Here is a 24,008-nt window from a genome sequence, read left to right on the forward strand (position 1 = left end):
CGTGCGGCTCCTCCTCACCACCTTGCTGGCACTCGTCATCGCCACCGCCGTTGGCCTCGGCCTGACCTACGCGACGGCGACGCGCGGCACCGATCTCGGCACGCTGAAGATCGGCGCCTGGACCGCGCGACCGAAGAACGGCACCTCCGATGTCGACCCCTATTCGCGCGCCACGATCGCGCGCAGCGGCGAGCTGCCGATCGGCACCGGCGACGGCATCGCGTTCTCGGCGACAACAGACGACAAGAACAAGCCGCTCGACGGCCGCTGCGACATCGTGGTCAGCGGCGTCACCCCGGCCGCGCGGTTCTGGACGCTGACGCTGTTCGACCGCAAGGGTCACCTCGTCGCGAACTCGCTGCAGCGTTACGGCTTCACCAGCCAGGAGATCATGCGCGCTTCCGACGGCACGTTCGAGATCCACATCGCCTCACGCACGCGCGCTGGCAACTGGCTGCCGACCGGCGGCATCGAGCGCTACGCACTGATGCTGCGCCTCTACGACACGCCGGTCGGGGTCGCGACCCGCACCCAGCGCGACGCGCCGATGCCCTCGATCGCAACGACGGGCTGCCCATGATCCGAGTCCTGTTGACGATCCTCGCAGGTGTGCTGCTCGGCGGCGTGGTCCATCTCGTCAGCGTGCTGGCGCTGCCGCGCATCGCCTCGCAGGACGCTTATTCGCGGCTGACGCCGATGACCAGGCTCAACGAGGTGACGCCGCTGCCGCTGGCCGACCCGGGCCACTCGCCGATGCCGCTGATGGATCCGGCATTCGCGGCGGCGATCTGCCGCTACGATCTCTCGACCGGGCCGCTCAAGCTCACCGTGCCGGTCAGCCAGGCCTACACATCGGTGTCGTTCTACACCCGCAACGAGGTCGCCTACTACGCGATCAACGACCGCTCCGCCGGCAAGAAGGTGATCGAGCTCGACCTGATGACGGAAGCGCAGCACAACGAGCTGCCGGAAGACGAGGAAATCACCGCGGCCGACCGGCTGATCATCGACTCGCCGACGACGACCGGCCTGATCCTCCTGAAGGCGCTGGCGCCGGAGCCCGGCCTGATGCCGCAGGCGCAGGCCTCGCTTGCGGCCTCGTCGTGCAAGGTGCAGGCCGAACCGGTCGCGGCCAAGCAGGAGGCACCGCCGCCTTTGCCCGTTCCGGCGCCTCCGCCCGCGGCACGCAAGCGCTAGCTCGCCACGAGCGCGTGCCGGCCGCAGCGGCAGGTCTCGTAGTCGACGGGATCGTGGCTGTTGACGATCGTGATGGTCGAAGCATGCGTCGCCTTCAATTGGCGCAACCGCTCCTGATTCTGGATGCGCCTCGCGCGATCCATATCCGCGCGGCGCTGGAACATGCCGAGCACCAGCGGGATCCGCGGCCTGGCATCGAGCTGCCTGTGATGGAAATAGGCATCGCCGGCGTGCAGCAGCCATCTGTCCCTGTCGCGCACGGCGATCCCGCAATGGCCGAGCGTGTGGCCCGGCAGCGGGACCATCAGGATGTCCGGCTCATGATCGCCCAGCGCGCGCACGCCCTTGAAGCCGAACCAATCCTCGCCGCCCTCGTCGTAGAACGTCCATGCCGGCCCGTGCTTCCACTGCGCCGCGATGTAGCGTCCCTCCGGCGGCGCGATCTGACGCGTCACCGCCATGTCGTACTCCTTGCGATGGACGTGCACCCCGGCCTTCGGAAAGTCCGGCATGCCGCCGGCGTGGTCGCGATCGAGATGCGTCAGCAGCACATGGCGCACGTCATCGGGCGAGAAGCCGAGCGCCTTCACCTGCTGGACGGCGGTCTCGGCCGGATCGAGCCGCGGCGTCGTCTGCCGCACCCATCTGCGCCCGAGCCGCGGCGGGTCGCCGATGTCGTCAAGCCCGATACCGGTGTCGACCAGCACGAGGCCGTCATTGCTCTCGACCAGCAGGCAGTGGCAGACCATCCGCGCCCGCTCGAAAATGCTGCCGCTGCCGTTCACGAGCCGCTTTCCGATCGGGCACATCGTGCCGGTGTTGAGGTGATGGATGCGCATGACAAATCCTCCGCTGATGCCGGCGTAGACTTGCCACTCGCGCTGCCATAGGTAAAATATTGTCTGTCTATCCCGACGATAGGATGTACCTATGGATATCCGCGAACTCCGCTACTTCACCGCGGTCTACCGGGAGCGCAATCTGACCGCCGCGGCGAAGCGCTGCTTCATCTCGCAGCCGTCGATCTCGGCGGCGATCACCAATCTCGAGGCCGAGCTCGGCACCACGCTGTTCATCCGGCACAAGAAGGGCATGGCGCCGACGGCGTCAGCCGCGCAGTTTCACGGCGTCGCCCGCAGGATCATCGACGAGGCGGATGCGGCGCGGAACCTGTTTCGCAAACCTGCGACAAGGCAGGCGCTGACGCTCGGCCTGTTGCGGACGCTCGATCAGGCGCGATCGCCCTGCTGAAGCCGCTGACGGGCAATGCGGATCTCGCGCTTCGGCTGGTCGGCGCAAATGAGAAAGCAGACGCGCGGATCGTCGCAAGGACCATGATCAACGCCGGCGAGCACTTCATCCCGCTCTGGAGCGAGCGCTACGTCGCGGCACTGCCGCCGTCGCATCCCCTGACCCTGAAGGAGACGCTCCGAACCACCGACTTCGCGGGCGTTCCGATGATCGATCGTTGCCATTGCGAGCAGCAGGAATTCTTCAAGCGCACGTCACCGCCGCGCAAGCCGGTGGCGATCGCGGAATCGGAGGAATGGGCGATGGCGCTGGTTGCGGCCGGGGTTGGCATCGCGATTGTTCCCGAAGGCGTGGCGCGCGGTAATCCGGATGTCGCGATGCGCGCAATCGATATCGATGTCACGCGCCAGGTAGGCCTCGCCTATCCCGCAGCCCATCCGCCCTCCGACGCGCTGAAGGAGTTCATTGCGAGCCTGCCGCGGCAACCGAACAGTCGCCGCGTCAGACCGACAACGAGGAAGATGAAGCGGGGTTAGCCCTTGGTCACCACGGCCCGGCCTGTAACCGGCGCAGAGATGAGCGGTGCATTGGCGGTGAGCCGGGCAAGCTCGTTGATCTGGCGTTCGGCGTCGGCGGCCATGCCGTCGGGGGCCTGGATCACGAGCCGCTCCAGCGCCCAGCGATAGGACGAAATCCTGCGCTCCAAGGCCTGCTGGACCCATTGCACGATCAGCGCGTTCTCTTCCATCCGCGCGATTGCGTCGGCCCGCTCGCGCGGCGAGACGTCGGCGATCATGTTGAGGCTGGCATTGCGCTTGCGATCGAGCTCGATCACCTGGATCGCGGTGGCGAAGAACGGCTCGAACCGGGTGATGTCGTCGCGGACCTCGTCGATCAGCAGCGAGTAGCGCGAGGCGAATGAGCGATGCGGCTCGTCGATCAGGTTGCGTCCATACGCGGTGCGGTCGAACACGACGTTCTGCCGCCAAGGCGCGGGCAACGGCTGATAGTCGCCGAACACGCTCTTCCACGCCGGACGCGACAGCGGCGGCTCGATGAACTGATAGGCGAGATCGCGCAGCTGACGCTCGTGTTCGGTGAGCTGGAATTGGGAGGCGTTCTTGCCGATGCTGCCGGTTGCCTCGGCACCGATCCAGCGATGCATGTCGTCGTTGCGGAAATCGGCGCGGGTGCGGCCGAAATCGCCGCCGCTGCAGCCCGCGAGCGCAGCGCCCGCCAACAGCAGGATCAGCGCCGGGAGTGACCGCCGGGCGACGGTCCGCTGCACAAGCTCCGGCATTGCACGATGTCCGCGGTCAGGAGCGGCGTCGGCGTCGGCGGCCCTGCGCAGTGCCCTGCTCCGGTCCACGACCACCGCCGGTCCCCTCCGCCGTTCGTTCGATCCGGACGACGGGAAGGATCAGCACGGTCCCCATGCCTTCGCCGGCAGCACCGGCCATGCTCGGCCGCCGCGCAGCCGCATCCGCCGGAAACTCAACGATGGTGCCCATGTTCCGTTCTCTCTGGCCCCGCACGGACATGATTTGCCCCGCGCTTGCCGAGTTAAGAACGCGCATGGTTAATGACATCTTAAGGCGCCGATACGCGCGGTTACGGATATGGCGCTGTGCCTTATTGGACACGCGCAAATTCGAGCATTCGCCTTCACGGCTTGTTTTCCTTAACTGCGTCTTGCCGTTAAGTCTTGATTTAGAATGCATCCGGTCCCCGACAAACGAGGAAAAGCGATGACTGAAGCCACTTCCAAAAGCCTGCCACGCACGCTCGGAGAACTGCGATCCTGCATGCACGGTTACCGCATTCGCGCGACCGGCAACGATGCCCGGATCAGCATAGCCTCCATCATCGCCAGCTGCCTCGACACGCTGAACGAGACCACCGATCCCGCGCACGCGCGGGCCATCACCCGGAACATGCGGATAGCGGCCCGTGACATGGCTGCCAAGGATCCCGCCATGGCCTAGCTGCCGGAATGGCGGCCGCGGATCGCCGCTAGTGCGCGCTCCTGACCGAGGAAAGGACCCTGGACGATGGCTGTTAAGAACTACCTCGTGAAGGCTGCCACCGATGACCCGCAGCTATTGATCCATGATTTGATCGAGCTAAAAATGCGGGCCGACGCTCTCGGCCTCTAACCCGCCGCTCGCGCGCTGAACAACGCCAAGAACGCTATCGGGTGGCAAATCGCTGGCTGGCAACATAGCCGAGGCTGACGCCGCCTCTACCCGGCGTTTGTGAGCAGGGAGCCCAATGGCTATTTCGCCCAGCCAGATCAAGGTCGGATCATCGTATAAGATGCCGTCTCACATGGTCGATATTCGGATCCTCTCTATCGAGACGCTACCCGGTGACTTCGTGCGAGCTCGGATCGAGACATCAGCGGCGAGAACATTGGCTTAATGCGCTGGGAAAATGTCGAATATCTGCGGCACGTCATCGTGCGTGAGATCACTTCGTCGCCATCCTAAACAGCGAGAAATCCTATGCCACGCAAGGAATACGAAGTGACGATACGCCGGAAAGCCGATGGCGCCGAAGTCAAGAAGCGGATATTCGCCGAGAATGAAGCGGTCGCCCGCGAGCGAGCCCCGGACCTTGCCAGGCGCGGCCTCGAGGCAATGGCCGATCGGGAATATGCCGAGTTTGAGGTCTTGGGCTGTACGGTGCTTTCGTAAGCCACAAAGGAACAGTAGATGAAGCACGACGATCTTCTGTACGCCACCTTCCAGCCCGATTGGGACAAGGCGACCAAAATTCACGACTGGCGAAACCACGTCCCGGACAAGATCAAGCAGACGTGGGCCACATTCACGGTTGAGCAGCGGATGGCTCTTGTCGAGTGGGCCCAGCACTTGGCGAACATCGAGCAGAAGCCAGATGGTTAAGGCGCATGGCTCAATGAAAGGTACAAGATCACCAAGAGTAGAAGCGCCGTTCCGAAAACAATGACAGTTCCGAGAGCGACTTCGCCTGCACTCTTTAGTGATTTCACTGCTTCCTCGCGTGAATGGCCGCCTTCAGTTCGCGCATGTCCTCGCGATACTCCTCGCGGGATGGCGCTGGAGCCTGCGGCATGGGTCCGTCGGGCGCGACAAGATGAGCGCCAGCGAGAGCCATGCAGCTTCGACCTTGCCCAGAAACATGATACGTTCAGCCTTGCGGCGCCGGGTCAGTCCGGCCATTTGACGGCCGCTCGCATTTTCGTACTGAAGCAGCGTCGTCATCGCGGCATCGATGTTTCCGGCATTGATCTTGTCGTCTACCGTTCCTTTCCCGAGCGCGAGGAACGAGACGAGCGCATCGAATTGCGGGCTGAGACAGCAGCACCTTGATCAATCGGCCTACGTCCTTTTCCACCGCGCCGAGATCAGCGGCCAGAATCTGGTCGCACTGCGCATCCGTGATCGTTATCCCGGCTACGACTTTCGGGGGTCCTGCCGCAGTCGTGTGCCCGTATCCAATGGTTGGAACAACAGTCCCATCATCGTAGGTCTTGAGGAACTTGCCCTCGAAAGCCTCGATGAACCCCGACCGTTGTCTGAGGTCTTCATTGTATCTCCAATAGAAAAGGCCGCCCGAAGGCGGCTGGGTTGCTCTATTAGGGGTTGCGGTGGTAGTGGTCCCGGAAACAGTCCGGAGTTCTCAATGTCTCAAGAGCAGGTAGCTAAAGCGTTCGGCTATAAATGGACCCACGACGCCGACTGGGGCATGTCAGGAACTACTGGCGTAGAGATGGACAACTGGTTTCTGCCACTGCTCGGCTTCAGGAGCAACGAAGAGTACGCGGCGTATTTTTCCCGGTTTAAACACGTTCTTGACGCCGGCTGCGGCAATGGACGCGAGACACGAAAGATCGCAACGCTCTGTCCGAATACTAAGGTGACCGGCATCGACGTGTCTGACGCCGTGAAGTCCGCGTCAGAGCACACACGCCATCTGCCCAACGTCACGATCCAGCAGCTTGACCTGACAACTGACTTCGCCAAGGGGAAGATGCCCTTCGATTGCATCATCTCCTTTGGCGTTCTCCACCACACCCCGGGCACTAAAGCAGCCTTCAAGAGCTTGGTGTCTGTGTTGGCGCCGGACGGCGAAATCACGATCGCCGTTTACATAAAGAAAGCGCCGATCCGGGAATTCGCAGACGACTATGTCCGGGAAGCAATCCAGCACCTGACGCCCGAAGAGGCGTGGCACGAGATGGAGAGCATCACACTTCTCGGCAAAGCCCTTTCCGATCTGAACGTCGATGTCACCATTCCAGAGGTCAAGACGCTCGGACTGAAAGCCGGAACGTTCAATCTTCAGCGTCTGGTCTATTACAGCATGTTCAAGTGCTACTGGCGGGACAGCTTCACGTTCCAAGAGAACGTCCACGTCAACTATGACTGGTATTATCCAAAGTTCGCCTGGCGCCACACCATCGAGGAAGTGCGTGTCTGGCTGAAAGACTTCCAGCTCGAAGAACTGGCCTTGCACGCTGATCAGTCCCAAATTTGCGTCAGAGCTCGACCGAACGATGACCTCGCCGCACTGAAAAGGCAGCGTCAGGGATAGAACATCGCAAGCCAAGTGGCTTGATCTACAACCGTGTAATTCGAAGCCAGTCCCTGCACCCAAGATGCCGTATTGGTGACGCCAGCAGGCACATAGAAATAGATATTGCCATCGGACGCCAAGACGCCGGGGATCTAATAGATGCCCCGGCGCCAGCGGTCGATATTTTGAGGCCAGGTCCTGATGTTGGCGTAGATGCCCGGCATGAAGTTTCCTGAATAGTTCTGCTGTTCGATGTCGTAGTCTGCGAGATCAACCCGGACGCAGTTCGACATTCCGGCAGCAACTACGCTCTTCAATGATAGCCAATTTCCAGCGGCGTCCTTGAAAGCGACGTTGGTTGAGACATCCACGAGAACCCACTGGCCGCCAAGCGATACCTCGATCAAGCTATGACCGACGTCGAAACTATCATCGTAAACATCGAGGTTCACATCTATGCCGGGCGTCGAAGCCGAATTGCCGGTCAGAAAGAAGACGGAGCGATACGTGATGCCGAGTTGCTGACACCAATACTCGACAAAGGATACAGTCGCGCCACAACGCATCCAAAGCGCTCTGGCTCGCGCAACGGACGCGCGCTGGACGTTCGTAAGGCTCTCATCAGAGATGCCATAACCGCACGCTCGCGCAAGAGACGCCATCAGCAGCATCACGTCGCTTTGGTAGACGATGACATTGCCAGCGTCGAATGAGGTGCCGCTGTTGGTAAAGAGCGTATAAAACCCCTCTCTCGTCACATCAACGTACTCGCCGTTATCGAACAGGTACGCTCTCGGCGAAATGACGAGCTGCCCTGATGGCCAAGGCGATCCTCTCGGCTTAGAGCCAACCGAGAAACGGTTCATATATTGGAAGAGCGCAACTCGATTGAAATTCATCAGACCCTGCGCGCTCCGATGTGGCCATAGGGTGCCGTATTATTTGGCGCTGTTGGCAGCGTCCCGCTTGCGCTGCTGATGTATGCGCTAACGGTAGAAATACTGCTTGTTGCGGTCGTTGTGAATGTCACCATCCCCTCAACGTCCCAATCACCAGCCGTCAGACTGATGCTGGTAACGTCGGCAGCCGTTCCTGTCGTCAATGCCACAGCCGAACCCGACGCGACGTTCGATGAGATGAACTCGCCGACGTTACCTGCCGAAGCATTATTGTTTGTGTTGGTCTCCTGTGTCGCAACGCCGCCCGTGCGTCGCAATGAAACAATGCCAGCGAGATCAAGAGCCGCAACCTTTCGCATCACATCTCATCGCCAGTGCGGGTCGTCGAGCAAGCGCAGATCCTTCAGCGCGATATGGCCTTCATGAAAGGCGACCGCAGGCGTGACCCCGAGTTTGATGGCACGTGGCGATCGCTGATCGAGGTCTATGAAACGACCCCGACAGCTCCTATTTCTAGATCAAGAGAACATCAGCGCAAAGCTATACCGCTTACATTAAGAAGCTTAAGAACCAGATCGGCGATCGCCGCATTGATGCGTGCGATGGTCGAGACGTTCGGCGATGGTTCAAGAAGTGGCGCACCGTCGATGAGCCGAAACCAAGGAAGGACGGCAAGCCCTCCAAGCGCGCCCCGAAGACAGACCAGCTAGGTGCCGCCCGTATGGCCTTGGCTGTGATGAAGGCCGCGCTTTCATTCGGCATCGTCTGCCGCTCAAGGGGGTGTGCCGAATTCAGGATGATGCTTCACGAGATGGACTTCGATATGCTGTCGTCGCGCACATTTGCCCCGACGGCCGAGCAGATCACCGAGGTTCAGAAAGCAGCTCACGCTGCGGGGCGCGCTGGAATGAGCCCTCGCCCATGCCATCCAGTTCGAGACCACCCTGCGGCAATGGGACCTAATCGGACAATGGGTCGATCTCGGCGATCCGCGGCCGTCAGCCGTGCTCGGCTACGGGATGAAGTGGATCGGCCCGACCTGGGCGGCGATCGACAGCAACCTGATCTTGGCCAAGGTAAAGCCCACCAACACCGAGGACACTTCTGAGGTCACGGTTTCGTTTGATCTGTCGGCCTGTCCGATGATCTGCGAGGAGCTCGATCATGTCCCGCAGGCCAAGCGCAAGGGACCGCTGATCTTGAATAAGGACACCGGCCTGCCCTACAGCCGGCACACGTTCCAGAACAGCTGGAAGGGCGACTTCAAAGCGGCCGGCCTGCCGAAGGGCATATGGAACCGCGATCTGCGCGCCAGCGGGATCACTGCCGGGGCATCCAAGGACGACCGCCGCAAGCTGGCCGGCCACACTAAAGAAGAGACGACTGAGATCTACGATCGCGACCAGGTGGAGGCCCACCGCCGCGTCATGCAGGCCCGGAAGTAATTCAGGGCGAGAACGGATAGTAAATAGGCGGTCCTGACGACCGGGACCGGATCGGACCGGATGCTTTTTAGATCACATGGTTAGGACAGGTTAATATTAACTGCGTCTTAAAACTGGCTGCGTAGGCTTGCTGCCACAAGGTTTTCAAACCGAGTCTTACTGGCAAGTCGCGTACGCCCGAGATGAGCGCAGCTCCGCTATTTCCTGGTTTCGATGGGCTGATGACGCTCTCCCGGCGCGAGGGCGTCGACATCCGCCCGACGCTGCTGCGCGTCCTGACCGACCTCTATGTGCAGACGAGCGCGCACTCCGCGGATGAGGAGCGCCAGTTCGTCGAGCTGACGTCGCGCCTGATCGACGAGGTCGACGACGCGACCCGCGCCGCCGTCCGCGCGCGGCTCGCGATCTATCCGGCAACGCCCGCCAGGATCATGGACAGGCTCGGGCTGCGCCGCATCGGTCCCGAGCAGCCGATGCCGGCGGCCGGTGCAATTCCCGTGCCCGCGCCGTCCGCGCCGCCTGCCAAGATCCCAACCGAAGCCGAGCTGCGGATGGCGGCGAGCCTCGCCATGCGGCCGAACGATGCCGCCGAAATCTCCGACATGTTCTTTGCCGCCGGCGCGAAAGAACGCGCGCAGATCCTGCACAATCTGCCGGAGACGCCGCTAAAGGCCGCGGCGCGGATTCCGGCGGCCCGCGCTGCGCGCGCGATCCATATCCTGGAGATGGCGGCGTTTGCGGAGGACCTCGATAACTTCACGCTCGAACTGGGTGAAGCATTGATCCTGCCGTCGCGGATCGCCGCCGACGTCGTCAACGATCCCGGCGGCGAGCCGCTCGCCTGCGCGATGCGAGCGCTTGACGTGTCGAGCGCCGCGTTCCAGCGCATCCTGATGTTCCTCAATCCGGAAGCCGGCTCGTCGGTCAACTATGTCTATCGGCTGTCGCGGCTCTACGATCGCCTCAGCGAGCGCTCCGCGCTGGTGATGCTGGCGGCGTGGCGCGGCTCGACCATGGCGGTGGCCCGCGCCAAGTATCGCTCCTCCCTCTATGACGATGAGCGCCATCACGTCCGCGCGGCACCGTCGCAGACGCGACCGGCGGTGCAGCCCCGCAGCACGCCCGCCATCCGCAACCAGAAGTCCGGAAGTTAGCTCTTCGCCAGATCGAGAAAATGCCGCCCGGCGCGGTCCTCGGTCTCGACGATCCAGGCATCGGGATCGAAGCGGAGCTCCTTGGTCAACCGCTCGTCGACCGAAGACTCGGACACCGGCTGCGGCGCCGTCGGCACGAACAGCCGCTCGGCCGGACGGCTGTCGTCGTAGACCGTCTGCGGCGCCGGTGCATACAACATCGCGTTGCCATCCATCAACGCCACCTTGACGAACACCGCACCGGCCTCCTCGGCGCCCTTCTTGCGGACTGCCCCGAACACGCCCTCGGTCTGGCAGCGACGCAGATACGCCGCGACCCATATGCTGGATTTCAATCGCATGCGCCGACCTATAGGCCAGCGGCGGCGCCACGTCCAATCGTCACAGATGTCGTCACGCAGCGCCGGGTTGACCGCTACAACGGTCGCTCATATCCTTGCATCTGCGGTGCAGGCCGCGCCCGGGTCCACGGGAAGGGTTGAACCCACTTGCACCGACTATGCGGCCAACCAAGCCTTTGTGCAGCCGGTTTTGTGGACCATCGGCGATTGATGCACGGAGGTTTCCATGAACCGATCGCCCGCGCGATTGAATCTCGAACATCTGAAGAAGCAGGCCAAGGAGCTCATCCGCCTCTACCGGCGGCAGGCGCCGGAGGCTTACGCCCGTTTCCGCCAGGCGCTTCCGGCTGCAGCCGGGCGCAGCGACGCGCAGATCGCCGCGCTTGATCTGCGACTCCACGACGCGCAGTCCTGCGTGGCGCGCGATCTCGGCTTCGCCTCGTGGCCGGACCTGCGGCGCTATGTCGAAGCCCAATTGCCGTCCGGCAAGAGCAAGGCCGACCGCGTACGGAGATGGTTGCAGCTGGTCTATGCCGCAGATATCGACGGCACCACCGATCGCGCCAATCCGCGCGTCGCGGTGCGGATGCTCACTGAGGACCCCGGCCTGGTGGCCGACGATCCCTATCTCGCTTGCGCCATTGGCGACGAGGAGACCGTGCGGCGCGCCGCCAACGACGATCCGGCATGGGTCAACCGTCCCGGCGGTCGGCTGAAACTGCCGCCGCTCGTCGCGGTCACGCATTCCAGCCTGCTGCAGATTCCGGAATTTCAAGCGCGGCTGCATCGCTGCGCGCGCCTGCTGCTGCAGGCCGGCGCCGATCCCGACCAGCACATCAGCAGCCGCTGGCCGCCAGGATCACTCGACGCGCCCGATGACAGCAATCCGCTGTCAGCACTGTACGGCGCCGCCGGGCGCAACCACGATCTCGCGCTGACCAGGCTGTTGCTCGAGGCGGGCGCAAATCCGAACGACAATGAATCGCTGTATCACTCGCTGGAAGGCTTCGTGACGACAGGCGCCCTGCTCGAGCACGGCGCGCGGATCGCGGGCACCAACGCGATGTACAAGGTGCTCGATGACGAGAACGTGGCGGCGGTCGAATTGCTGCTGCGGCACGGCGGCAATCCGAACGAGCCCGCCGGCAATGCGCCGCTGACGGATTGCGGTTCGCCGCTGATGTGGGCGATCCGCCGGCGGCGGTCGCCGAAGTGCATCGCGACCTTGCTCGACGCCGGCGCAGACCCGAACATCACGGCACCGGGCGGGCTGAGCGCCTACCGGTACGCGCTGCAGTTCGGCTTGACCGAGGTCGCCAAGCTGCTGCGCGAGCGGACCGGCGACGAGACACTTGCCGACGACGAGCGGTTCGTCGCGGCGTGCAGCAGTGGCAACGAGAGCGAGGCGCGGCGGATCCAGGCCAGCCGGCCCGACCTTCCGGGCGCGCTCTCAGCGCAGCAGTTGCGGTTGCTTCCCGAGCTCGCCGCGGCCGGCGGCGACGACGCGGTGCGGCTGATGGTCGAGCTCGGGTGGCCCGTTACAGTGCGTGGCGGCGATTGGGATGCGTCGACGCTCAATCATGCGGTGTTCCGCGGCAATGCCGAGCTGACACGCTTCCTGCTCGGGTACGGCGCAGAGTGGACCGAGCAGCACGGCTTTGGCGACGACGCGTCCGGAAGCCTGTCGTGGGCCTCCTGCAATGAGCCGGTCAGCGGCGGCGATTGGGTAGGCTGCGCGCAGGCCCTGCTCGAGCACGGCATGCCGCGCGCCATTCCGGATCGCGACGATCCGGAATGGGTGCTGCTGGCTGGCCGCAGGAAGCTGTTCTCCGACGACGTCAGGGACGTTCTGCTGGGCGACGCCGTCTGACGACACTTCAACGCGTCGACGAAAGACGTGCATGGCCGGGTAGAGCCCGGCCATGACGGCAGGACAAGACCTAGTCGATCGAATGCCCGATCATCACGCTGAGTTCGTGCACGACGCGATCGGACATCTGTCCGGTCACCGGCAGCTTGCGCGCGCGCTCGAATTTCGCGATCGCCGTCTGCGTGTCCGAACCGATCGTGCCGGTCGGCTTGAGCTGGCCGTAGCCGTATTCGGTCAGGGCACGCTGGACCGCGGCGATGCGCTTTCCGGCCGGGCTCAGATGCGGCGTCGGGATCGGCGCCGGCGGACGAATGACGTTAGACGGTGCGGCGGCCGGCGGCGCGGCAGTCGACTTCATCACCAGGCTGGCCATGGGATCGACCGGCTTCGCGTTAGCCGGCTTTGCTTCAGCGGATCTTGCCTCCACAGGCCCGGTTTCGGCCGGCTTCGTCTCCACCGGTTTCGCCTCGACGGGCTTGGGCGCCTCCACGGCGGCGGGCTCGACGGAGCGTGCAGCCGCCTCGGCCGGACGGGGACGCGGTATCGGGCTGGTGGCCGCCGCAACCGGGGCCGGCGGCGGCAGCGTCACCACCGAACCGCCGAACATCGGCGACGGATGACGGCCAGCCTGCAGGAACAGCGCATTGATCAGGATCGCAACAATGGCAGAAATTGCCAGCACGCCAGCGACGAGATCTTTCGGACTGTGCAGCAGCAGGCGCAGGACGAGGCCACGTTCCTCCTCGGCCGCGATGGCTACTGCCTTGGCGCCGCGCCGACGGCGCGGCGTTTCGTCATCATCCAAAGTCTGTCTAGGCACTCTTCTTCACCTGATGGGTTTGCTCTTGTGATCCGGACCGCAGCGCGGGCTTCAGGGTCGAGACATTGCTGGACGGCTCGACGGCGGCAGGCGGGGTGAAGGTGAGCGGCAGCGCGACCGACACGATGGTGCCCTCGTCCACCTTGCTCTCCACATTCATTTCGCCGTGGTGCAGACCAACCAGCCCCTTCACGATGGAAAGGCCAAGGCCCGTGCCTTCGTGGCGGCGCTGATAGGTCTTGCCGGCCTGGAAGAACGGATCGCCGATCCGCTTCAGGTCGTCGGCGGCGATGCCGACACCGGTGTCCGAGATGCGCAGCAGCAGCCGCGATCCCTCGACGCTCGCCGACACCGTCACCTTGCCGCCGCGCTCGGTGAACTTGACGGCATTGGAGACGAGATTGAGGACGATTTGCTTGAACGAGCGCGGATCGCCGTTCACGATCGGCAGGTCGTCGGGCACGCGGGTGACGAGGTCGACACCGCTCTCGCGCGCTTTCAACGCCACCAGATTGCAGCAATTGAGCAGCGCCGGCCGGGGCGCAAACGGCTCCGGCGAAATCTCGAAATTGCCGGACTCCATCTTCGACATGTCGAGGATGCCATTGACGACGGACAGCAGATGCTGACCGGAGTCGTTGATGAGCTGCGCGTATTCCTTGCGGCGGGCCGCGTCGATCCCGAGTACGTCTTCCTGCGCGATCATCTCGGAGAAGCCGATGATGGCGTTGAGCGGGGTCCGCAGCTCGTGGCTCATGGTGGCGAGGAAGCGCGTCTTCGACGCATCGGCCTGCTCAGCGGCATTGCGGGCCTGTTCGAGCGCCTGTTCCTGCATCTTGCGATCGGTCACGTCGCGGATCACGGCGACGACCTCGGCATCGGCGGAGGTCTGGTCGAGCGCACGGCAGCGCATTTCGGCCCAGATGAATTCGGCGGTCTCGCTCCGCCCACCGTCGCGGCGCACGCGGAACTCAACGCTACGGGACTCCCCGCGCGCGGCGTCCGACAGCGCGGTGAGATAGGCCGGGCGATCGGCGACATGAACGCGGTCGAACAGGCCGTGGCCCAATAGCCGCGATGGCGGGACGCCGAGCATGATCTCGGCCGCAGGCGAAATGAAGCGCACGGCGCCGTTGCGACTGTGCCGCGACAGCACGTCGCTTATGTTATGGGCGAGCAGGCGGTAGCGCTCTTCCTCGACATAGAGCAGCGCCACGCTGGTGCGCGCGAGCGACTCGGCACCGAAGGCGAGCCCGGCCGCATAGAAGATCGCCGACACGACGCCGAAGCCGACCAGCGTGCCGTTCGACGCAACCGCGGGATCGACCACCGGCAGCACGTGATAGTGTCCAAGCACGCTCAGCAACGCCGCGCAGATCATCGCCAGTGCGAACGCAAAGGCGACGACGCGCCGCGAGGCCGACAGCGCAGCCTCGATCGGGATGACGACGAGCCATACGGCAGCGAACGACGCGATGCCGCCGGTCGTCGCCGCGATCATCATCACGAGACCGGCAAGCGCCAGCGACGACAGCACATGCGCGCCCTCATAGCGGCCGGTGCGCGACAGGAACCAGGACAGCAGGATCGGCGCGATCAGCCAGGCGAATGCCGCGACCTCAATCGCCGTCGGCGCACCGCGCATCGCAAGAAATGCCGGGAACGAAGCCAGCGCCGCCAGGCTGCCGAGCAGCCGCGGTGCCATAAAGGCACGATGGCGCGCACGCGTCAGCGCATCATATTGCGCCGACGGATGCAGCAGCGCATCCAGGCAATCGCGGATCAGACTCAAACTACTCACAGCACTCGCGCTTCGGCTCAATCGTCAAGACAGACGCGCCGGAACGCCTCCTTCGTGATTGCAGGTCAACGTGTCAGAGCGAACTTAAGCGAACGCTAAGGCGGGGCGGCCTGCTGCCTAACACCGTGCATCGGCGAGGCTCCCACGCTGCCATTCACCGGTCATTTGTCAGGGATGGTGAACGGCTGGTTTCCGGATACGACGATCTATGGTTTCGAAATGGTGGACGCGCCTCAGTCTGCTCCATCCGGCGCCCGTCAGCGGCCATCAATCGAAAATTTACGGCGAATCAATTCAGGCAAATTTTCCGCGATTTTTCGGCGGATTTACTTCAATGCAGATACTTCCGATTTATCGACCGATGCTAACCCTGAAGGCAATAGCGGCATCGACCGCGCAAGAAGCAAAAGACAAGATAGACGACCGGGATTGCGCCATGTTCTTCCTGCTGCGTTTGGCATTCTGGCTCGGGCTTGTGCTCGTGCTGCTGCCGAGAGACAAAACACCTGAAGCGGACAAGACGCCGCAGGTCAGCGCGTCCGAAGCAGTATCGGCTGCGACCGCGACGATCAACGACATGGGTCAATTCTGCAAGCGTCAGCCTTCCGCCTGCGAAGTCGGCGGCCAGGCCGCGACTGCGATCGGCCAGCGCGCGACCGACGGGGCGCGCAAGCTCTACCAGATCATCACCGACAAGAAGCCGCCCGACCATACCGGCTCGATCGGCAAGGACGACACCGATTCAGCCATTACCGCATCCCGCGACACGCTGACGATGGACGATCAGACGATCGAATTCCGCCTGCCCCCGTCGCCGTGAGCGCAAATAGAAGCGGTTTCGAGTGGAGGCGGGTGCCGGTTCGGGTGAAGAAAACGCGTCAAAACAACAGGGAACCGGGTCCATTTCCGTCGCTTTCGCGGCCCACCTTCCTATATAAGCCGTTAAGGATAGGACGCGGGCCAACGATGACGACGATCGACGAAATCAGGGACAATTTTGCGCTGCTGGACGAGTGGGACGACCGTTACCGCTACGTCATCGAACTCGGCCGCACGCTCGAACCGTTATCGGAGGCGGAACATTCGGCCGAGAACAAGGTGCAGGGCTGCGTCAGCCAGGTCTGGCTGTCCAAGCGGATCGAGCGCGATGCCAATGGCGAACCGCGCCTGGTCTATATCGGCGACAGCGACGCCCACATCGTGCGCGGCCTGGTCGCGATCGTGCTGACGCTGTTTTCCGGCAATACGCCGAAGGACATCCTCGCCACCGACGCGCTCGCACTGTTTGACGAGTTCGGCTTCCGCGACCACCTGACGCCGCAGCGCTCGAATGGCCTCCGCTCGATGGTCGATCGCATCCGCAACGATGCGCGCGAGGCGCTGGCGTCCGCGGCGTAGGCAGCTACTTCCGCTTCCGCGCCTGCTGGCCAAGTCCCATCTTCTTGGCGAGCTGCGATCGTGCCACCGCATAGTTCGGCGCCACCATCGGATAGTCGGCCGGCAGTCCCCATTTGTCGCGATATTGTTCCGGCGTCATGTTGTACTGGGTCCGCAGATGCCGCTTGAGCGACTTGAAGCGCTTGCCGTCCTCGAGACACACCAGATATTCCGGCGTGATCGACTTCTTCATCGACACCGCAGGCTTGGCCGGCTCGTTCGGCGTGTCGGCGCGCCCGCTCGACACCCGCAGCAGCGCCGCGTGGACCTGGCTGATCAGGCTCGGAATATCCGAGGCCGGCGTCGGATTGTTGCTGAGATAGGCCGAAACGATGTTTGCGGTCAGCTCGACCGGCGTTTTGCCTGACGTATCGGACATGGCTCAATCTTCCCCGTGCTATCGACGGCCCGGCGCCCACCGGACAGTATCCACGTGCAGCAATACATCAATAGAATCGCGTACTACTTCGCAAATAATGAGCGGATTACAGCAAACCTGACAAGAACGGCTGTGTTTCCGGCTTCAAGCCGGCCACTCGCAAGTATTGGCGCCGATCTACGGTCGCTGCTCCAGATGCGACCTCAGCTCGTCGATCGAGGCAAACCGCATCATGCCCTCGGGCATCTGCGCCTCGATCGATCCGTCCGAATAGAGCGAATAGGCCATGCCGTCCACGACGCCCGATTTGAGCACGGTCACCGGCGGCTGCTCCTGGGGCGGCGGCGGATGGCCTGATGACGGCGACGCGGCCGCCGGCTGGGTCTCGCCGAAGGTTGATGGCCGGGGCGCGCGCCGCGGCGCGACATCGACCGACCTCTGCCGCTCGGCCTTCGGCCAGGCATCGTCGAACGTTGCCGGCGCCGGCTCCTCCGCCGCGGCCGGATTCGTCGGACGCAGCTCCGGCGACAACAGATCCGGCGTCAGCGGTTCAGCGCTCCGTGTCTGGGCGCGCTCGCGTTCCTTCCGCGAGGACGAAAATAACAGGTTGCGCCGCTTCGGCGGCGCCGCGCCGTCCGTGGGCGCTGCACCCGGTGCGGGCGGCGGCACCTCGCCCGGCGCGCCACGCTGGGCGATTTCGTCGTGCCAGGGCGGCGTCGACGGCGGGACCGGCGGGGGTGCGGCGACCTTGGGCTCGCGCGGCGGCGGGAAAACCGGATCGTCAGGGGCATTGCGCGGGGAAGTTGCAGATGGCAGTGGAGCCTCGGATCGCGCGCCCGCGGCAACGGGCTCGAGCCGCCTCGCGATGACCTGGAGTTCCCGAAGGACGGCGGCGAGCGCGAGCACGATCGCACCCGCGCATACGCCGGTCACGCCCGTCGTGATCAACGTGCCGCCGACGCTGAATTCCTTGTAGGGGATTCCCAAGCCGACCGCCGCCAGGCCCGCCACAACCAGGCCCACGCCGACGACCAACAGACCAACCATCATCGAACTAACCCCCGGCAGACCCGACCGAAAATCGGTGTGGGCCACCAACGCCACGATACCGTCATATTGCCCACACCGCCAACCGCCAATTGTAGACGGAGTTCCCTAAAATCCCGCTTAACCGGTGCCGGTGCGCTCCTGATCGCGGGCACGACGACTGCGCCGCAGCACAGCTCCCGTAGATTTACTGACGACGAATTGCTGCCAATTTATTGCAACGCATCTGGGAAATTACGCCACAATTACCAATTACTTGGAAACGGAACTGCGCTATGGATGCCGGGGAATGAGGCCCTAAAGCGCCAAACTGGGCCACAGGCACGCCGGTATCACTAGCTATGTCATCGATTACGACGTCTGCCATCGAGGCGCCTGCGCGGCGCTCGGTGGAGAAGACCTGCGACGATCTCGCATTCCTCGTCCTCGGCGTGGTCGCCGTGGTCGCCGGCCTCACATTTCGCGATTACGGCCTGGGCTGGGACGATTACACCCACGCTGAATATGCCGACCTCCTGCTGCGCATGTACGGGTCCGGGTTCAAGGACACCGGCGCGCTCTCGTTCGCCAATCTGTATATGTACGGCGGCGGCTTCGATATGGCAGCGGCGCTGCTGCACAAGGTCATCCCGCTCGAACTGTTCGAGACGCGGCGCCTGCTTGGCGCGATCGTCGGCGTAATCGGCCTTGCCGTAACCTGGCGCCTGGCGCGCCGCGTCGGTGGCCCGCTGGCGGGACTGGCGGCACTGCTGCTGCTCGCGCTGTGCCCGACCTTCTACGGTCACATGTTCATGAATCCGAAGGATGCACCGTTCGCCGTGGCGATGGTGGTCCTGATCATGGGCCTCGTCCGCCTGATCGAGGAATATCCGGCGCCCTCGCCGCGCTCGATCCTGATCGTGGGCCTCGGCGCCGGCTTGTCGATCGGCTGCCGCGTGCTTGGCGGCCTCGCTCTGATCTACGCAGTGGTCGGCTTCATCCCGCTCTGGATCGAGGAATTCCGCAAGCAGGGCGCGCGCGAGGCGACCCACCGCTTCGCCCGCGTCCTCTATGTGCTGCTCCCGGGGCTTGTTCTCGGCTATCTCGTGATGGGCCTGATCTGGCCGTGGTCGATCATGGAGCCCGGGCATCCGCTGGAGGCGGTGACCTACTTCTCGCACTTCTTCGAGAAACCGTGGAAGGAGATGTTCGACGGCGCGCTGGTGTCGGTGCCGGACATGCCGTGGTCCTATTTGCCCACTTTGTTCGCGTTGCAGCTTCCCGAAGTGCTGCTGGTGCTGCTGACCGCCGCCGTCATCACCACCTTGATGTCGCTGTCGCGCACCGATGTGACCGCGAAGCGCAAGTCGATCATGCTGATGCTGACGTTGGCGGCGACGCTGCCGTTGGTGATCGCAATGGTGAAACGGCCGGCGCTCTACAACGGCATCCGCCACTTCATCTTCGTGATCCCGCCGATGGCGGTGCTTGCCGGCGTCGCATTCTCCCGCGGCATGGACTGGCTCGGCGAGAGCCGCCGCGCCTGGCAGCCTGCGGCGCTCGCCGTGTTCGCATTCGGCCTGCTGCTGCCGCTCAGCGAAATGATCCGCCTGCATCCGTATCAGTATACGCACTTCAACCACATCGCCGGCACGGTGCGGACCGCCGACAACTTCTTCATGCTGGATTATTGGGGCCTAGCGCTGAAGCAGGCATCCGACGGGTTGCGCGAGCAGCTCGCGGAGCGGCAGGAAGTGCCGCCGCAGAACCGCAAATGGAAGGTCGCGGTCTGCGGACCGCAACGCCCCGCGCAGGTCGCACTCGGGCCCGACTTCACGATTGGCTGGGACAGCAATGCCGCCGACTTCGCGATGACGCTCGGCGAGTTCTACTGCAAGGGCCTTGCCGCGCCCGTGATGGTCGAGATCAAGCGCGACGACGTCGTGTTCGCCCGCGTCTACGACATCCGCGGCCGTAGCATCTCGAGCCTGCTGGCGATCCCGGCGCCGTAGCCCAAAGCGCGTCCGTTACGCGCTTACTCGCTGCCGGAGCAAGATCTTCCGGATCATGCGCCAGCCGTCACACGCCGGCATGACTGTCACGCCGGTACGCTGCCTTGCTGCGATCGGGCGGCGGCGTTAGGCTTGGGCCAAGCAACAGCCATCAATGGAGCAGTCGGCCATGTCGCCAGCGGAAGCGCGCCTGAAGGAAGTGCCGTCGGATATGAGTGCGGCGGAATGGGAGCAGCGGGTCAATCTCGCCGCCTGCTATCGGCTGGTCGCGCTCTATGGCTGGGACGATCTCGTCGACACTCACATTTCCGCCCGCGTGCCGGGGCCCGAGCATCACTTCCTGATCAACCCCTACGGGCTGATGTTTGACGAGATCACCGCCTCCAGCCTGGTCAAGGTCGATCTCGACGGCAACCAGCTGTCGAAGAGCGACTACTGCATCAATCCGGCCGGCTTCACCATCCATTCGGCGATCCACGAGGTGCGCGAGGACGCCGGCTGCGTGCTCCATCTGCACACGATCGACGGCACTGCGGTGTCGAGCGGCCCCGACGGGCTGCTGCCGCTGAACCAGACCGCGCAGCTCGTGACCCACGATCTTGCCTATCACGACTATGAAGGCATCGCGCTCGATCACGACGAGCGCCCGCGCCTGCAGCGCGATCTCGGCACCAAGAACCACATGCTGCTGCGCAATCACGGCACGCTGACGGTCGGCCGCTCGGTCGCCTCCGCCTTCGAGCGGATGTACCATCTGGAGCGCGCCTGCTCGATGCAGGTGGCGACCCGCGCGCTCGGACCGATCGCCTATCCGGTCGAGCAGCATGCGATCGACAAGAACACCGAGCTGCTCTCCAACCCGGACCGTGCCGAGTTGCGCTCGACGCAGCTGGTCTGGCCGCCGCTGCTGCGCAAGCTCGACCGGGTCAATCCCGGCTACCGTGATTGAAATTTCACAAATCTTCGGGTAAGCTGGCCGCCAACACCCTCTACACGACCTGAATCAAAACGCCGCCCAATTCCGGGCGGCGTTTTTACGTGCGGCGCCTCTCGCTTTACTTCGCGTCGGCGAAGGCGGCCAGGATCCGCGCCCAGGAGCGGATGCCCTTGTGGTAGCTCTTGAGGTCGTACTTCTCGTTCGGCGAATGGATGTTGTCGTCGTCGAGCCCGAAACCGACCAGCACGCTGTCGAGGCCCAGCGTGCGCTTGAAGTCGGCGACGATCGGGATCGAGGCGCCGGAGCCGATCAGGAGCGCCTCCTTGCCCCACTCATCGGTCAGCGCGCTGCGGGCGGCTGCCAGCGGCTTCATGTTCCAGTCGAGCGCGATCGCCGGCGCGCTGGAATGATCGGTGAACTCGGCCTTGCAATCCGCCGGCACCCGCGCCTTCACGAAATCGCGGAACGCCTTTCGGATTGTCTCGGGATCCTGTCCCTCGACCAGCCGGAACGAGACCTTCGCCGACGCTTCGGCAGGGATCACCGTCTTCGAGCCCTCGCCGGTGTAACCGCCGACGATACCGTTGACGTCGCAGGTTGGGCGCGAAGAGACCTGTTCGATCAGCAGCCGATCCTTTTCGCCGGCGGGCACAGAGAGGCCGATCGGCTTGAGAAAGCTGTCCGGCGTGAGGTTCAACTGCTTCCACTGCGCCAGAATGTCCGCCGGCAGATCCTTCACGCCGTCGTAGAAACCGGGGATGGTGATGTGGCCGTTCTCGTCATGCAGGCCGCCGAGAATCCGCGTCAGCACACGGATCGGGTTCTGCGCGCCGCCGCCGAACACACCGGAATGCAGGTCGCGATTGGCGGCCTTGATCTTGACCTCGTCATAGACCAGGCCGCGCAGCGAGGTCGTGATCGCCGGCGTATTGGGATCCCACATGCCGGTATCGCAGACCAATGCGAAGTCGGCCTTGAGCTCGCCCTTGTTCGCCTCGAGGAACGGCACAAAATTCTTCGAGCCGATCTCCTCCTCGCCCTCAATGATGATGGTGATGTCGACCGGCAGCGATCCCGTCACCGTCTTCCAGGCGCGGCACGCCTCGACAAAAGTCATCAACTGTCCCTTGTCGTCTTCTGCGCCGCGCGCGACGATGATCTTGCGGCCGTCGGCATGGTCGGTCACGACAGGCTCGAACGGCGGACGGTGCCAGAGGTTCAGGGGATCGACCGGCTGCACATCATAGTGGCCGTAGAACAGCACATGCGGGCGGCCATCGGTCGAGCCGTTCAGCTTGCCGACCACAGCCGGATGTCCGGCAGTCGGCCGCACCTCGGTCTTGAAGCCGAGGGTTGCGATATCCTTCGCGAGATGATCGGCAGCTGCCTTGCAGTCATTGGCAAACGCCGGATCGGCCGAGATCGATTTGATCCGCAAGAGCGTAAACAGCCGTTCGAGACTGTTGTCGAAATCGGCGTCGATGCGGTCGAGGACCGGCTGCAACTTGGCGTTGGACATCGCGGATATCCTATTGGTTGGGCGTTACGCCAGCTTGTAGCGCGCCGGGAGCCGGAGGCAAAGTAGCCCCACCTTCCTTCGGCGGAGACCTGAGGATGTGCCAGGTCAGGGCCGCGATCAGCAGAAAGGTCGCAGCAAGATTATTGCCGTAGGCCTGCAGCTCGATCGGATACAGCGGCAGCGAGAACCCCAGCAGGATGCAAGCCGCCGCAAGCACGACCCAGGTTCCGGTCCGCACCATCGGCCGCGGATCGAAGGTGGCGCGATGCATCAGTACCGCGATCGGGAAGAACAACCACATGAAGTAGTATTCCCTCGCCAATGGCGAAGCCACCGTCATCAGACAAAACAGGATACCGATCTCTTCCGCATCGGATTTTTCGGTCCGCAGCCAGGCCGGCGGCATCACCGCGATGTAGCCGAAGCCGATCAGAAGACCGACCGCGACAATGATCCAGTTCGCCGTCGCGAAGTCGAGATCGACGACGTTCATGTAGTGCGGCAGCCTGTGCGGATCATCCTGATTGAAGTTCACCGGACGCAGCAGCCGATGCGACACGGCAATGATGGACTGGTTGACCGACGACCAGTTCTGCTCGGCTCGCTGGCCAAACCCCTCGACCGAGCTCGTCCCGATCATGCCGTGGTACCAGGTCTTCAATTCCGCGGCGTTCTGCTGAAAGCCACGGAACGGAGCCGGCACGACCAACAGGAAGAGGACCAGGAACGCGGCCATGCCGGCGACCGCACCCCAACGCCTGCGCCAGATCAGATACGGCAACACCGCAACAGGAAACACCTTGATGGCGGTCGCCAACGCGAACATGCCGCCCGCAAGCCAGGGCCGCCCGCTCCGCAGCAGCCAGAAGCCGTAGAGCATCATCGCAAGCAGGATCAGGTTCGGCTGCCCAAGGTCGAAGATGTCGGTGACGAAGGTCACCGTGACGCAGCCCGGCAGCGCCTCGAGCCAGGGCCCCGGCTTGCGGCCTGACCCCGCCATCGCATGCGAAAACTGCGCGACCATCCACCACGCGATACAGTTGAGGAGTGAAAGGCATAGATAGAGCGGGATCTTGCCGAAGAATGCCGGAATCGCCAGCATGACCGCCGCTAGCGGCGGATAGATGTAGTCGAAATAGCCCGCAGGATCGGCCGGATAGAGGCCATTGCCGTGCAGCACCTGCTGCCCGGCCCAAAACCACAGGGGGTAGTCCTTCGTCTTGCCATGCCCCCAAATCTCGGGAGCAAGGACATCCGCTGTCAGCGCAAGACAGCAGACGAAGAACAACAGATCAAATGGCGCCCGCAGCGACGGGTATCTCAACGCACCGTTCCAAATGAAAAGACGGAAACGCCGAGA

At 63.6% G+C, this 24,008-nt stretch carries 27 protein-coding genes and 1 pseudogene; 14 read left to right on the forward strand and 14 right to left on the reverse strand.

Annotation, left to right across the window (positions count from 1 at the left end):
• The first annotated feature begins 1 nt into the window (after position 1).
• A complete protein-coding gene (locus ABIB78_RS16995; protein WP_429026482.1) occupies positions 2-580 on the forward strand; it encodes a DUF1214 domain-containing protein in 579 nt (192 codons plus the stop codon).
• Positions 577-1,197, forward strand: a complete 621-nt coding sequence (locus ABIB78_RS17000) for a DUF1254 domain-containing protein (RefSeq protein ID WP_429026483.1) — start codon at positions 577-579, stop codon at positions 1,195-1,197. Before ABIB78_RS16995 ends, ABIB78_RS17000 begins: the two co-directional genes overlap by 4 nt.
• Here the strand turns inward: ABIB78_RS17000 and ABIB78_RS17005 are convergent.
• Positions 1,194-2,036: an MBL fold metallo-hydrolase gene (locus ABIB78_RS17005; RefSeq protein WP_429026486.1), complete on the reverse strand. Its 843-nt coding sequence runs from the start codon at positions 2,034-2,036 to the stop codon at positions 1,194-1,196. The two genes, ABIB78_RS17000 and ABIB78_RS17005, sit on opposite strands and share 4 nt — an antisense overlap.
• Positions 2,037-2,127: 91 nt before the next feature.
• Here ABIB78_RS17005 and ABIB78_RS17010 point away from each other — a divergent pair.
• Positions 2,128-2,984, forward strand: a pseudogene (locus tag ABIB78_RS17010) (LysR family transcriptional regulator).
• On the opposite strand, the gene ABIB78_RS17015 reads toward ABIB78_RS17010, so the two are convergent.
• Entirely contained in the window at positions 2,981-3,748 is a 768-nt protein-coding gene (locus tag ABIB78_RS17015; protein ID WP_429026489.1) for a hypothetical protein, read from the reverse strand. The pseudogene ABIB78_RS17010 and the gene ABIB78_RS17015 overlap by 4 nt on opposite strands.
• A 16-nt stretch (positions 3,749-3,764) precedes the next feature.
• Entirely contained in the window at positions 3,765-3,959 is a 195-nt protein-coding gene (locus tag ABIB78_RS17020; protein WP_429026491.1) for a hypothetical protein, read from the reverse strand.
• A 237-nt stretch (positions 3,960-4,196) separates the two neighbouring features.
• On the opposite strand from ABIB78_RS17020, the gene ABIB78_RS17025 reads away from it, so the two are divergent.
• From ABIB78_RS17025 to ABIB78_RS17035, 3 genes are all read left to right on the forward strand, one after another.
• A complete protein-coding gene (locus tag ABIB78_RS17025) occupies positions 4,197-4,433 on the forward strand; it encodes a hypothetical protein (RefSeq protein WP_429026493.1) in 237 nt (78 codons plus the stop codon).
• Between the two features lie 519 nt (positions 4,434-4,952).
• The gene (locus tag ABIB78_RS17030) at positions 4,953-5,144 is read left to right on the forward strand and encodes a hypothetical protein (protein WP_429026496.1); all 192 of its coding nucleotides are present in this window, start codon (positions 4,953-4,955) and stop codon (positions 5,142-5,144) included.
• An 18-nt stretch (positions 5,145-5,162) separates the two neighbouring features.
• Complete coding sequence (locus tag ABIB78_RS17035) at positions 5,163-5,354, forward strand: hypothetical protein (RefSeq protein WP_429026499.1); 192 nt, start codon at positions 5,163-5,165, stop codon at positions 5,352-5,354.
• Between the two features lie 132 nt (positions 5,355-5,486).
• Here ABIB78_RS17035 and ABIB78_RS17040 read toward each other — a convergent pair whose 3' ends face one another.
• Both ABIB78_RS17040 and ABIB78_RS17045 read right to left on the reverse strand, forming a co-directional pair.
• Positions 5,487-5,720 carry a glycoside hydrolase family protein gene (locus ABIB78_RS17040; protein WP_429026793.1) on the reverse strand — a complete coding sequence of 78 codons (234 nt, stop codon included), beginning with the start codon at positions 5,718-5,720 and terminating at the stop codon, positions 5,487-5,489.
• Positions 5,620-5,991 carry a glycoside hydrolase family protein gene (locus ABIB78_RS17045; protein WP_429026795.1) on the reverse strand — a complete coding sequence of 124 codons (372 nt, stop codon included), beginning with the start codon at positions 5,989-5,991 and terminating at the stop codon, positions 5,620-5,622. The genes ABIB78_RS17040 and ABIB78_RS17045 overlap by 101 nt, the downstream gene beginning before the upstream one ends.
• Before the next feature lie 123 nt (positions 5,992-6,114).
• Between ABIB78_RS17045 and ABIB78_RS17050 the strand changes: the two genes are divergently transcribed.
• Entirely contained in the window at positions 6,115-7,026 is a 912-nt protein-coding gene (locus tag ABIB78_RS17050) for a class I SAM-dependent methyltransferase (protein ID WP_429026501.1), read from the forward strand.
• Between the two features lie 134 nt (positions 7,027-7,160).
• Here ABIB78_RS17050 and ABIB78_RS17055 read toward each other — a convergent pair whose 3' ends face one another.
• Both ABIB78_RS17055 and ABIB78_RS17060 read right to left on the reverse strand, forming a co-directional pair.
• Positions 7,161-7,907: a hypothetical protein gene (locus ABIB78_RS17055; RefSeq protein ID WP_429026503.1), complete on the reverse strand. Its 747-nt coding sequence runs from the start codon at positions 7,905-7,907 to the stop codon at positions 7,161-7,163.
• A complete protein-coding gene (locus ABIB78_RS17060; protein WP_429026505.1) occupies positions 7,907-8,266 on the reverse strand; it encodes a hypothetical protein in 360 nt (119 codons plus the stop codon). Before ABIB78_RS17060 ends, ABIB78_RS17055 begins: the two co-directional genes overlap by 1 nt.
• 645 nt (positions 8,267-8,911) lie before the next feature.
• On the opposite strand from ABIB78_RS17060, the gene ABIB78_RS17065 reads away from it, so the two are divergent.
• Both ABIB78_RS17065 and ABIB78_RS17070 read left to right on the forward strand, forming a co-directional pair.
• On the forward strand, positions 8,912-9,352 hold the full coding sequence (locus ABIB78_RS17065; protein WP_429026507.1) for a hypothetical protein: 441 nt from the start codon (positions 8,912-8,914) through the stop codon (positions 9,350-9,352).
• Positions 9,353-9,534: 182 nt separating this feature from the next.
• Positions 9,535-10,506: a DUF2336 domain-containing protein gene (locus tag ABIB78_RS17070; protein WP_429026509.1), complete on the forward strand. Its 972-nt coding sequence runs from the start codon at positions 9,535-9,537 to the stop codon at positions 10,504-10,506.
• On the opposite strand, the gene ABIB78_RS17075 is transcribed toward ABIB78_RS17070, so the two are convergent.
• Positions 10,503-10,847 carry a DUF1491 family protein gene (locus ABIB78_RS17075; protein WP_429026512.1) on the reverse strand — a complete coding sequence of 115 codons (345 nt, stop codon included), beginning with the start codon at positions 10,845-10,847 and terminating at the stop codon, positions 10,503-10,505. The two genes, ABIB78_RS17070 and ABIB78_RS17075, sit on opposite strands and share 4 nt — an antisense overlap.
• A gap of 226 nt (positions 10,848-11,073) precedes the next feature.
• Between ABIB78_RS17075 and ABIB78_RS17080 the strand changes: the two genes are divergently transcribed.
• Entirely contained in the window at positions 11,074-12,717 is a 1,644-nt protein-coding gene (locus ABIB78_RS17080; protein ID WP_429026514.1) for an ankyrin repeat domain-containing protein, read from the forward strand.
• Between the two features lie 70 nt (positions 12,718-12,787).
• On the opposite strand, the gene ABIB78_RS17085 is transcribed toward ABIB78_RS17080, so the two are convergent.
• On the reverse strand, positions 12,788-13,537 hold the full coding sequence (locus ABIB78_RS17085; RefSeq protein WP_429026516.1) for a peptidoglycan-binding domain-containing protein: 750 nt from the start codon (positions 13,535-13,537) through the stop codon (positions 12,788-12,790).
• A complete protein-coding gene (locus ABIB78_RS17090; protein ID WP_429026518.1) occupies positions 13,530-15,338 on the reverse strand; it encodes a PAS domain-containing sensor histidine kinase in 1,809 nt (602 codons plus the stop codon). Before ABIB78_RS17090 ends, ABIB78_RS17085 begins: the two co-directional genes overlap by 8 nt.
• A 436-nt stretch (positions 15,339-15,774) precedes the next feature.
• Between ABIB78_RS17090 and ABIB78_RS17095 the strand changes: the two genes are divergently transcribed.
• Positions 15,775-16,158, forward strand: a complete 384-nt coding sequence (locus ABIB78_RS17095) for a DUF5330 domain-containing protein (protein ID WP_429026797.1) — start codon at positions 15,775-15,777, stop codon at positions 16,156-16,158.
• 146 nt (positions 16,159-16,304) lie between these two features.
• A complete protein-coding gene (locus ABIB78_RS17100) occupies positions 16,305-16,736 on the forward strand; it encodes a SufE family protein (RefSeq protein WP_429026520.1) in 432 nt (143 codons plus the stop codon).
• Between the two features lie 4 nt (positions 16,737-16,740).
• Here the strand turns inward: ABIB78_RS17100 and ABIB78_RS17105 are convergent, their stop codons facing one another.
• On the reverse strand, positions 16,741-17,154 hold the full coding sequence (locus ABIB78_RS17105) for a MucR family transcriptional regulator (protein WP_429026523.1): 414 nt from the start codon (positions 17,152-17,154) through the stop codon (positions 16,741-16,743).
• Positions 17,155-17,331: 177 nt separating this feature from the next.
• Entirely contained in the window at positions 17,332-18,258 is a 927-nt protein-coding gene (locus ABIB78_RS17110) for a DUF308 domain-containing protein (protein ID WP_429026524.1), read from the reverse strand.
• Positions 18,259-18,542: 284 nt separating this feature from the next.
• Here ABIB78_RS17110 and ABIB78_RS17115 point away from each other — a divergent pair, with 284 nt between their 5' ends.
• Together ABIB78_RS17115 and ABIB78_RS17120 are read left to right on the forward strand one after the other, a co-directional pair.
• Positions 18,543-20,192, forward strand: a complete 1,650-nt coding sequence (locus ABIB78_RS17115) for a glycosyltransferase family 39 protein (protein WP_429026526.1) — start codon at positions 18,543-18,545, stop codon at positions 20,190-20,192.
• A gap of 169 nt (positions 20,193-20,361) precedes the next feature.
• Positions 20,362-21,141, forward strand: coding sequence for a class II aldolase/adducin family protein (locus ABIB78_RS17120; RefSeq protein WP_429026529.1), 780 nt, complete (start codon positions 20,362-20,364; stop codon positions 21,139-21,141).
• A gap of 106 nt (positions 21,142-21,247) precedes the next feature.
• On the opposite strand, the gene ABIB78_RS17125 is transcribed toward ABIB78_RS17120, so the two are convergent.
• Positions 21,248-22,648 carry a M20/M25/M40 family metallo-hydrolase gene (locus tag ABIB78_RS17125; protein ID WP_429026532.1) on the reverse strand — a complete coding sequence of 467 codons (1,401 nt, stop codon included), beginning with the start codon at positions 22,646-22,648 and terminating at the stop codon, positions 21,248-21,250.
• Positions 22,649-22,658: 10 nt separating this feature from the next.
• Positions 22,659-23,972 carry a glycosyltransferase family 87 protein gene (locus tag ABIB78_RS17130; protein WP_429026535.1) on the reverse strand — a complete coding sequence of 438 codons (1,314 nt, stop codon included), beginning with the start codon at positions 23,970-23,972 and terminating at the stop codon, positions 22,659-22,661.
• Between the last annotated feature and the right edge of the window lie 36 nt (positions 23,973-24,008).

The organism is Bradyrhizobium sp. I1.14.4 (assembly GCF_050435825.1).
Lineage (GTDB): Bacteria > Pseudomonadota > Alphaproteobacteria > Rhizobiales > Xanthobacteraceae > Bradyrhizobium.

Bases quoted from the DNA above. Each gene is read 5' to 3' on its own strand.
- ABIB78_RS17015 (WP_429026489.1), bottom strand. From the start codon at position 3,748: ATGCCGGAGCTTGTGCAGCGGACCGTCGCCCGGCGGTCACTCCCGGCG.
- ABIB78_RS17000 (WP_429026483.1), top strand. From the start codon at position 577: ATGATCCGAGTCCTGTTGACGATCCTCGCAGGTGTGCTGCTCGGCGGC.
- ABIB78_RS17005 (WP_429026486.1), bottom strand. From the start codon at position 2,036: ATGCGCATCCATCACCTCAACACCGGCACGATGTGCCCGATCGGAAAG.
- ABIB78_RS17020 (WP_429026491.1), bottom strand. From the start codon at position 3,959: ATGGGCACCATCGTTGAGTTTCCGGCGGATGCGGCTGCGCGGCGGCCG.
- ABIB78_RS17105 (WP_429026523.1), bottom strand. From the start codon at position 17,154: ATGTCCGATACGTCAGGCAAAACGCCGGTCGAGCTGACCGCAAACATC.
- ABIB78_RS17100 (WP_429026520.1), top strand. From the start codon at position 16,305: ATGACGACGATCGACGAAATCAGGGACAATTTTGCGCTGCTGGACGAG.
- ABIB78_RS17080 (WP_429026514.1), top strand. From the start codon at position 11,074: ATGAACCGATCGCCCGCGCGATTGAATCTCGAACATCTGAAGAAGCAG.
- ABIB78_RS17115 (WP_429026526.1), top strand. From the start codon at position 18,543: ATGTCATCGATTACGACGTCTGCCATCGAGGCGCCTGCGCGGCGCTCG.
- ABIB78_RS17060 (WP_429026505.1), bottom strand. From the start codon at position 8,266: ATGCGAAAGGTTGCGGCTCTTGATCTCGCTGGCATTGTTTCATTGCGA.
- ABIB78_RS17120 (WP_429026529.1), top strand. From the start codon at position 20,362: ATGTCGCCAGCGGAAGCGCGCCTGAAGGAAGTGCCGTCGGATATGAGT.
- ABIB78_RS17050 (WP_429026501.1), top strand. From the start codon at position 6,115: ATGTCTCAAGAGCAGGTAGCTAAAGCGTTCGGCTATAAATGGACCCAC.
- ABIB78_RS17030 (WP_429026496.1), top strand. From the start codon at position 4,953: ATGCCACGCAAGGAATACGAAGTGACGATACGCCGGAAAGCCGATGGC.
- ABIB78_RS17095 (WP_429026797.1), top strand. From the start codon at position 15,775: ATGTTCTTCCTGCTGCGTTTGGCATTCTGGCTCGGGCTTGTGCTCGTG.
- ABIB78_RS17025 (WP_429026493.1), top strand. From the start codon at position 4,197: ATGACTGAAGCCACTTCCAAAAGCCTGCCACGCACGCTCGGAGAACTG.
- ABIB78_RS17075 (WP_429026512.1), bottom strand. From the start codon at position 10,847: ATGCGATTGAAATCCAGCATATGGGTCGCGGCGTATCTGCGTCGCTGC.
- ABIB78_RS17070 (WP_429026509.1), top strand. From the start codon at position 9,535: ATGAGCGCAGCTCCGCTATTTCCTGGTTTCGATGGGCTGATGACGCTC.
- ABIB78_RS17035 (WP_429026499.1), top strand. From the start codon at position 5,163: ATGAAGCACGACGATCTTCTGTACGCCACCTTCCAGCCCGATTGGGAC.
- ABIB78_RS17125 (WP_429026532.1), bottom strand. From the start codon at position 22,648: ATGTCCAACGCCAAGTTGCAGCCGGTCCTCGACCGCATCGACGCCGAT.
- ABIB78_RS17055 (WP_429026503.1), bottom strand. From the start codon at position 7,907: ATGAATTTCAATCGAGTTGCGCTCTTCCAATATATGAACCGTTTCTCG.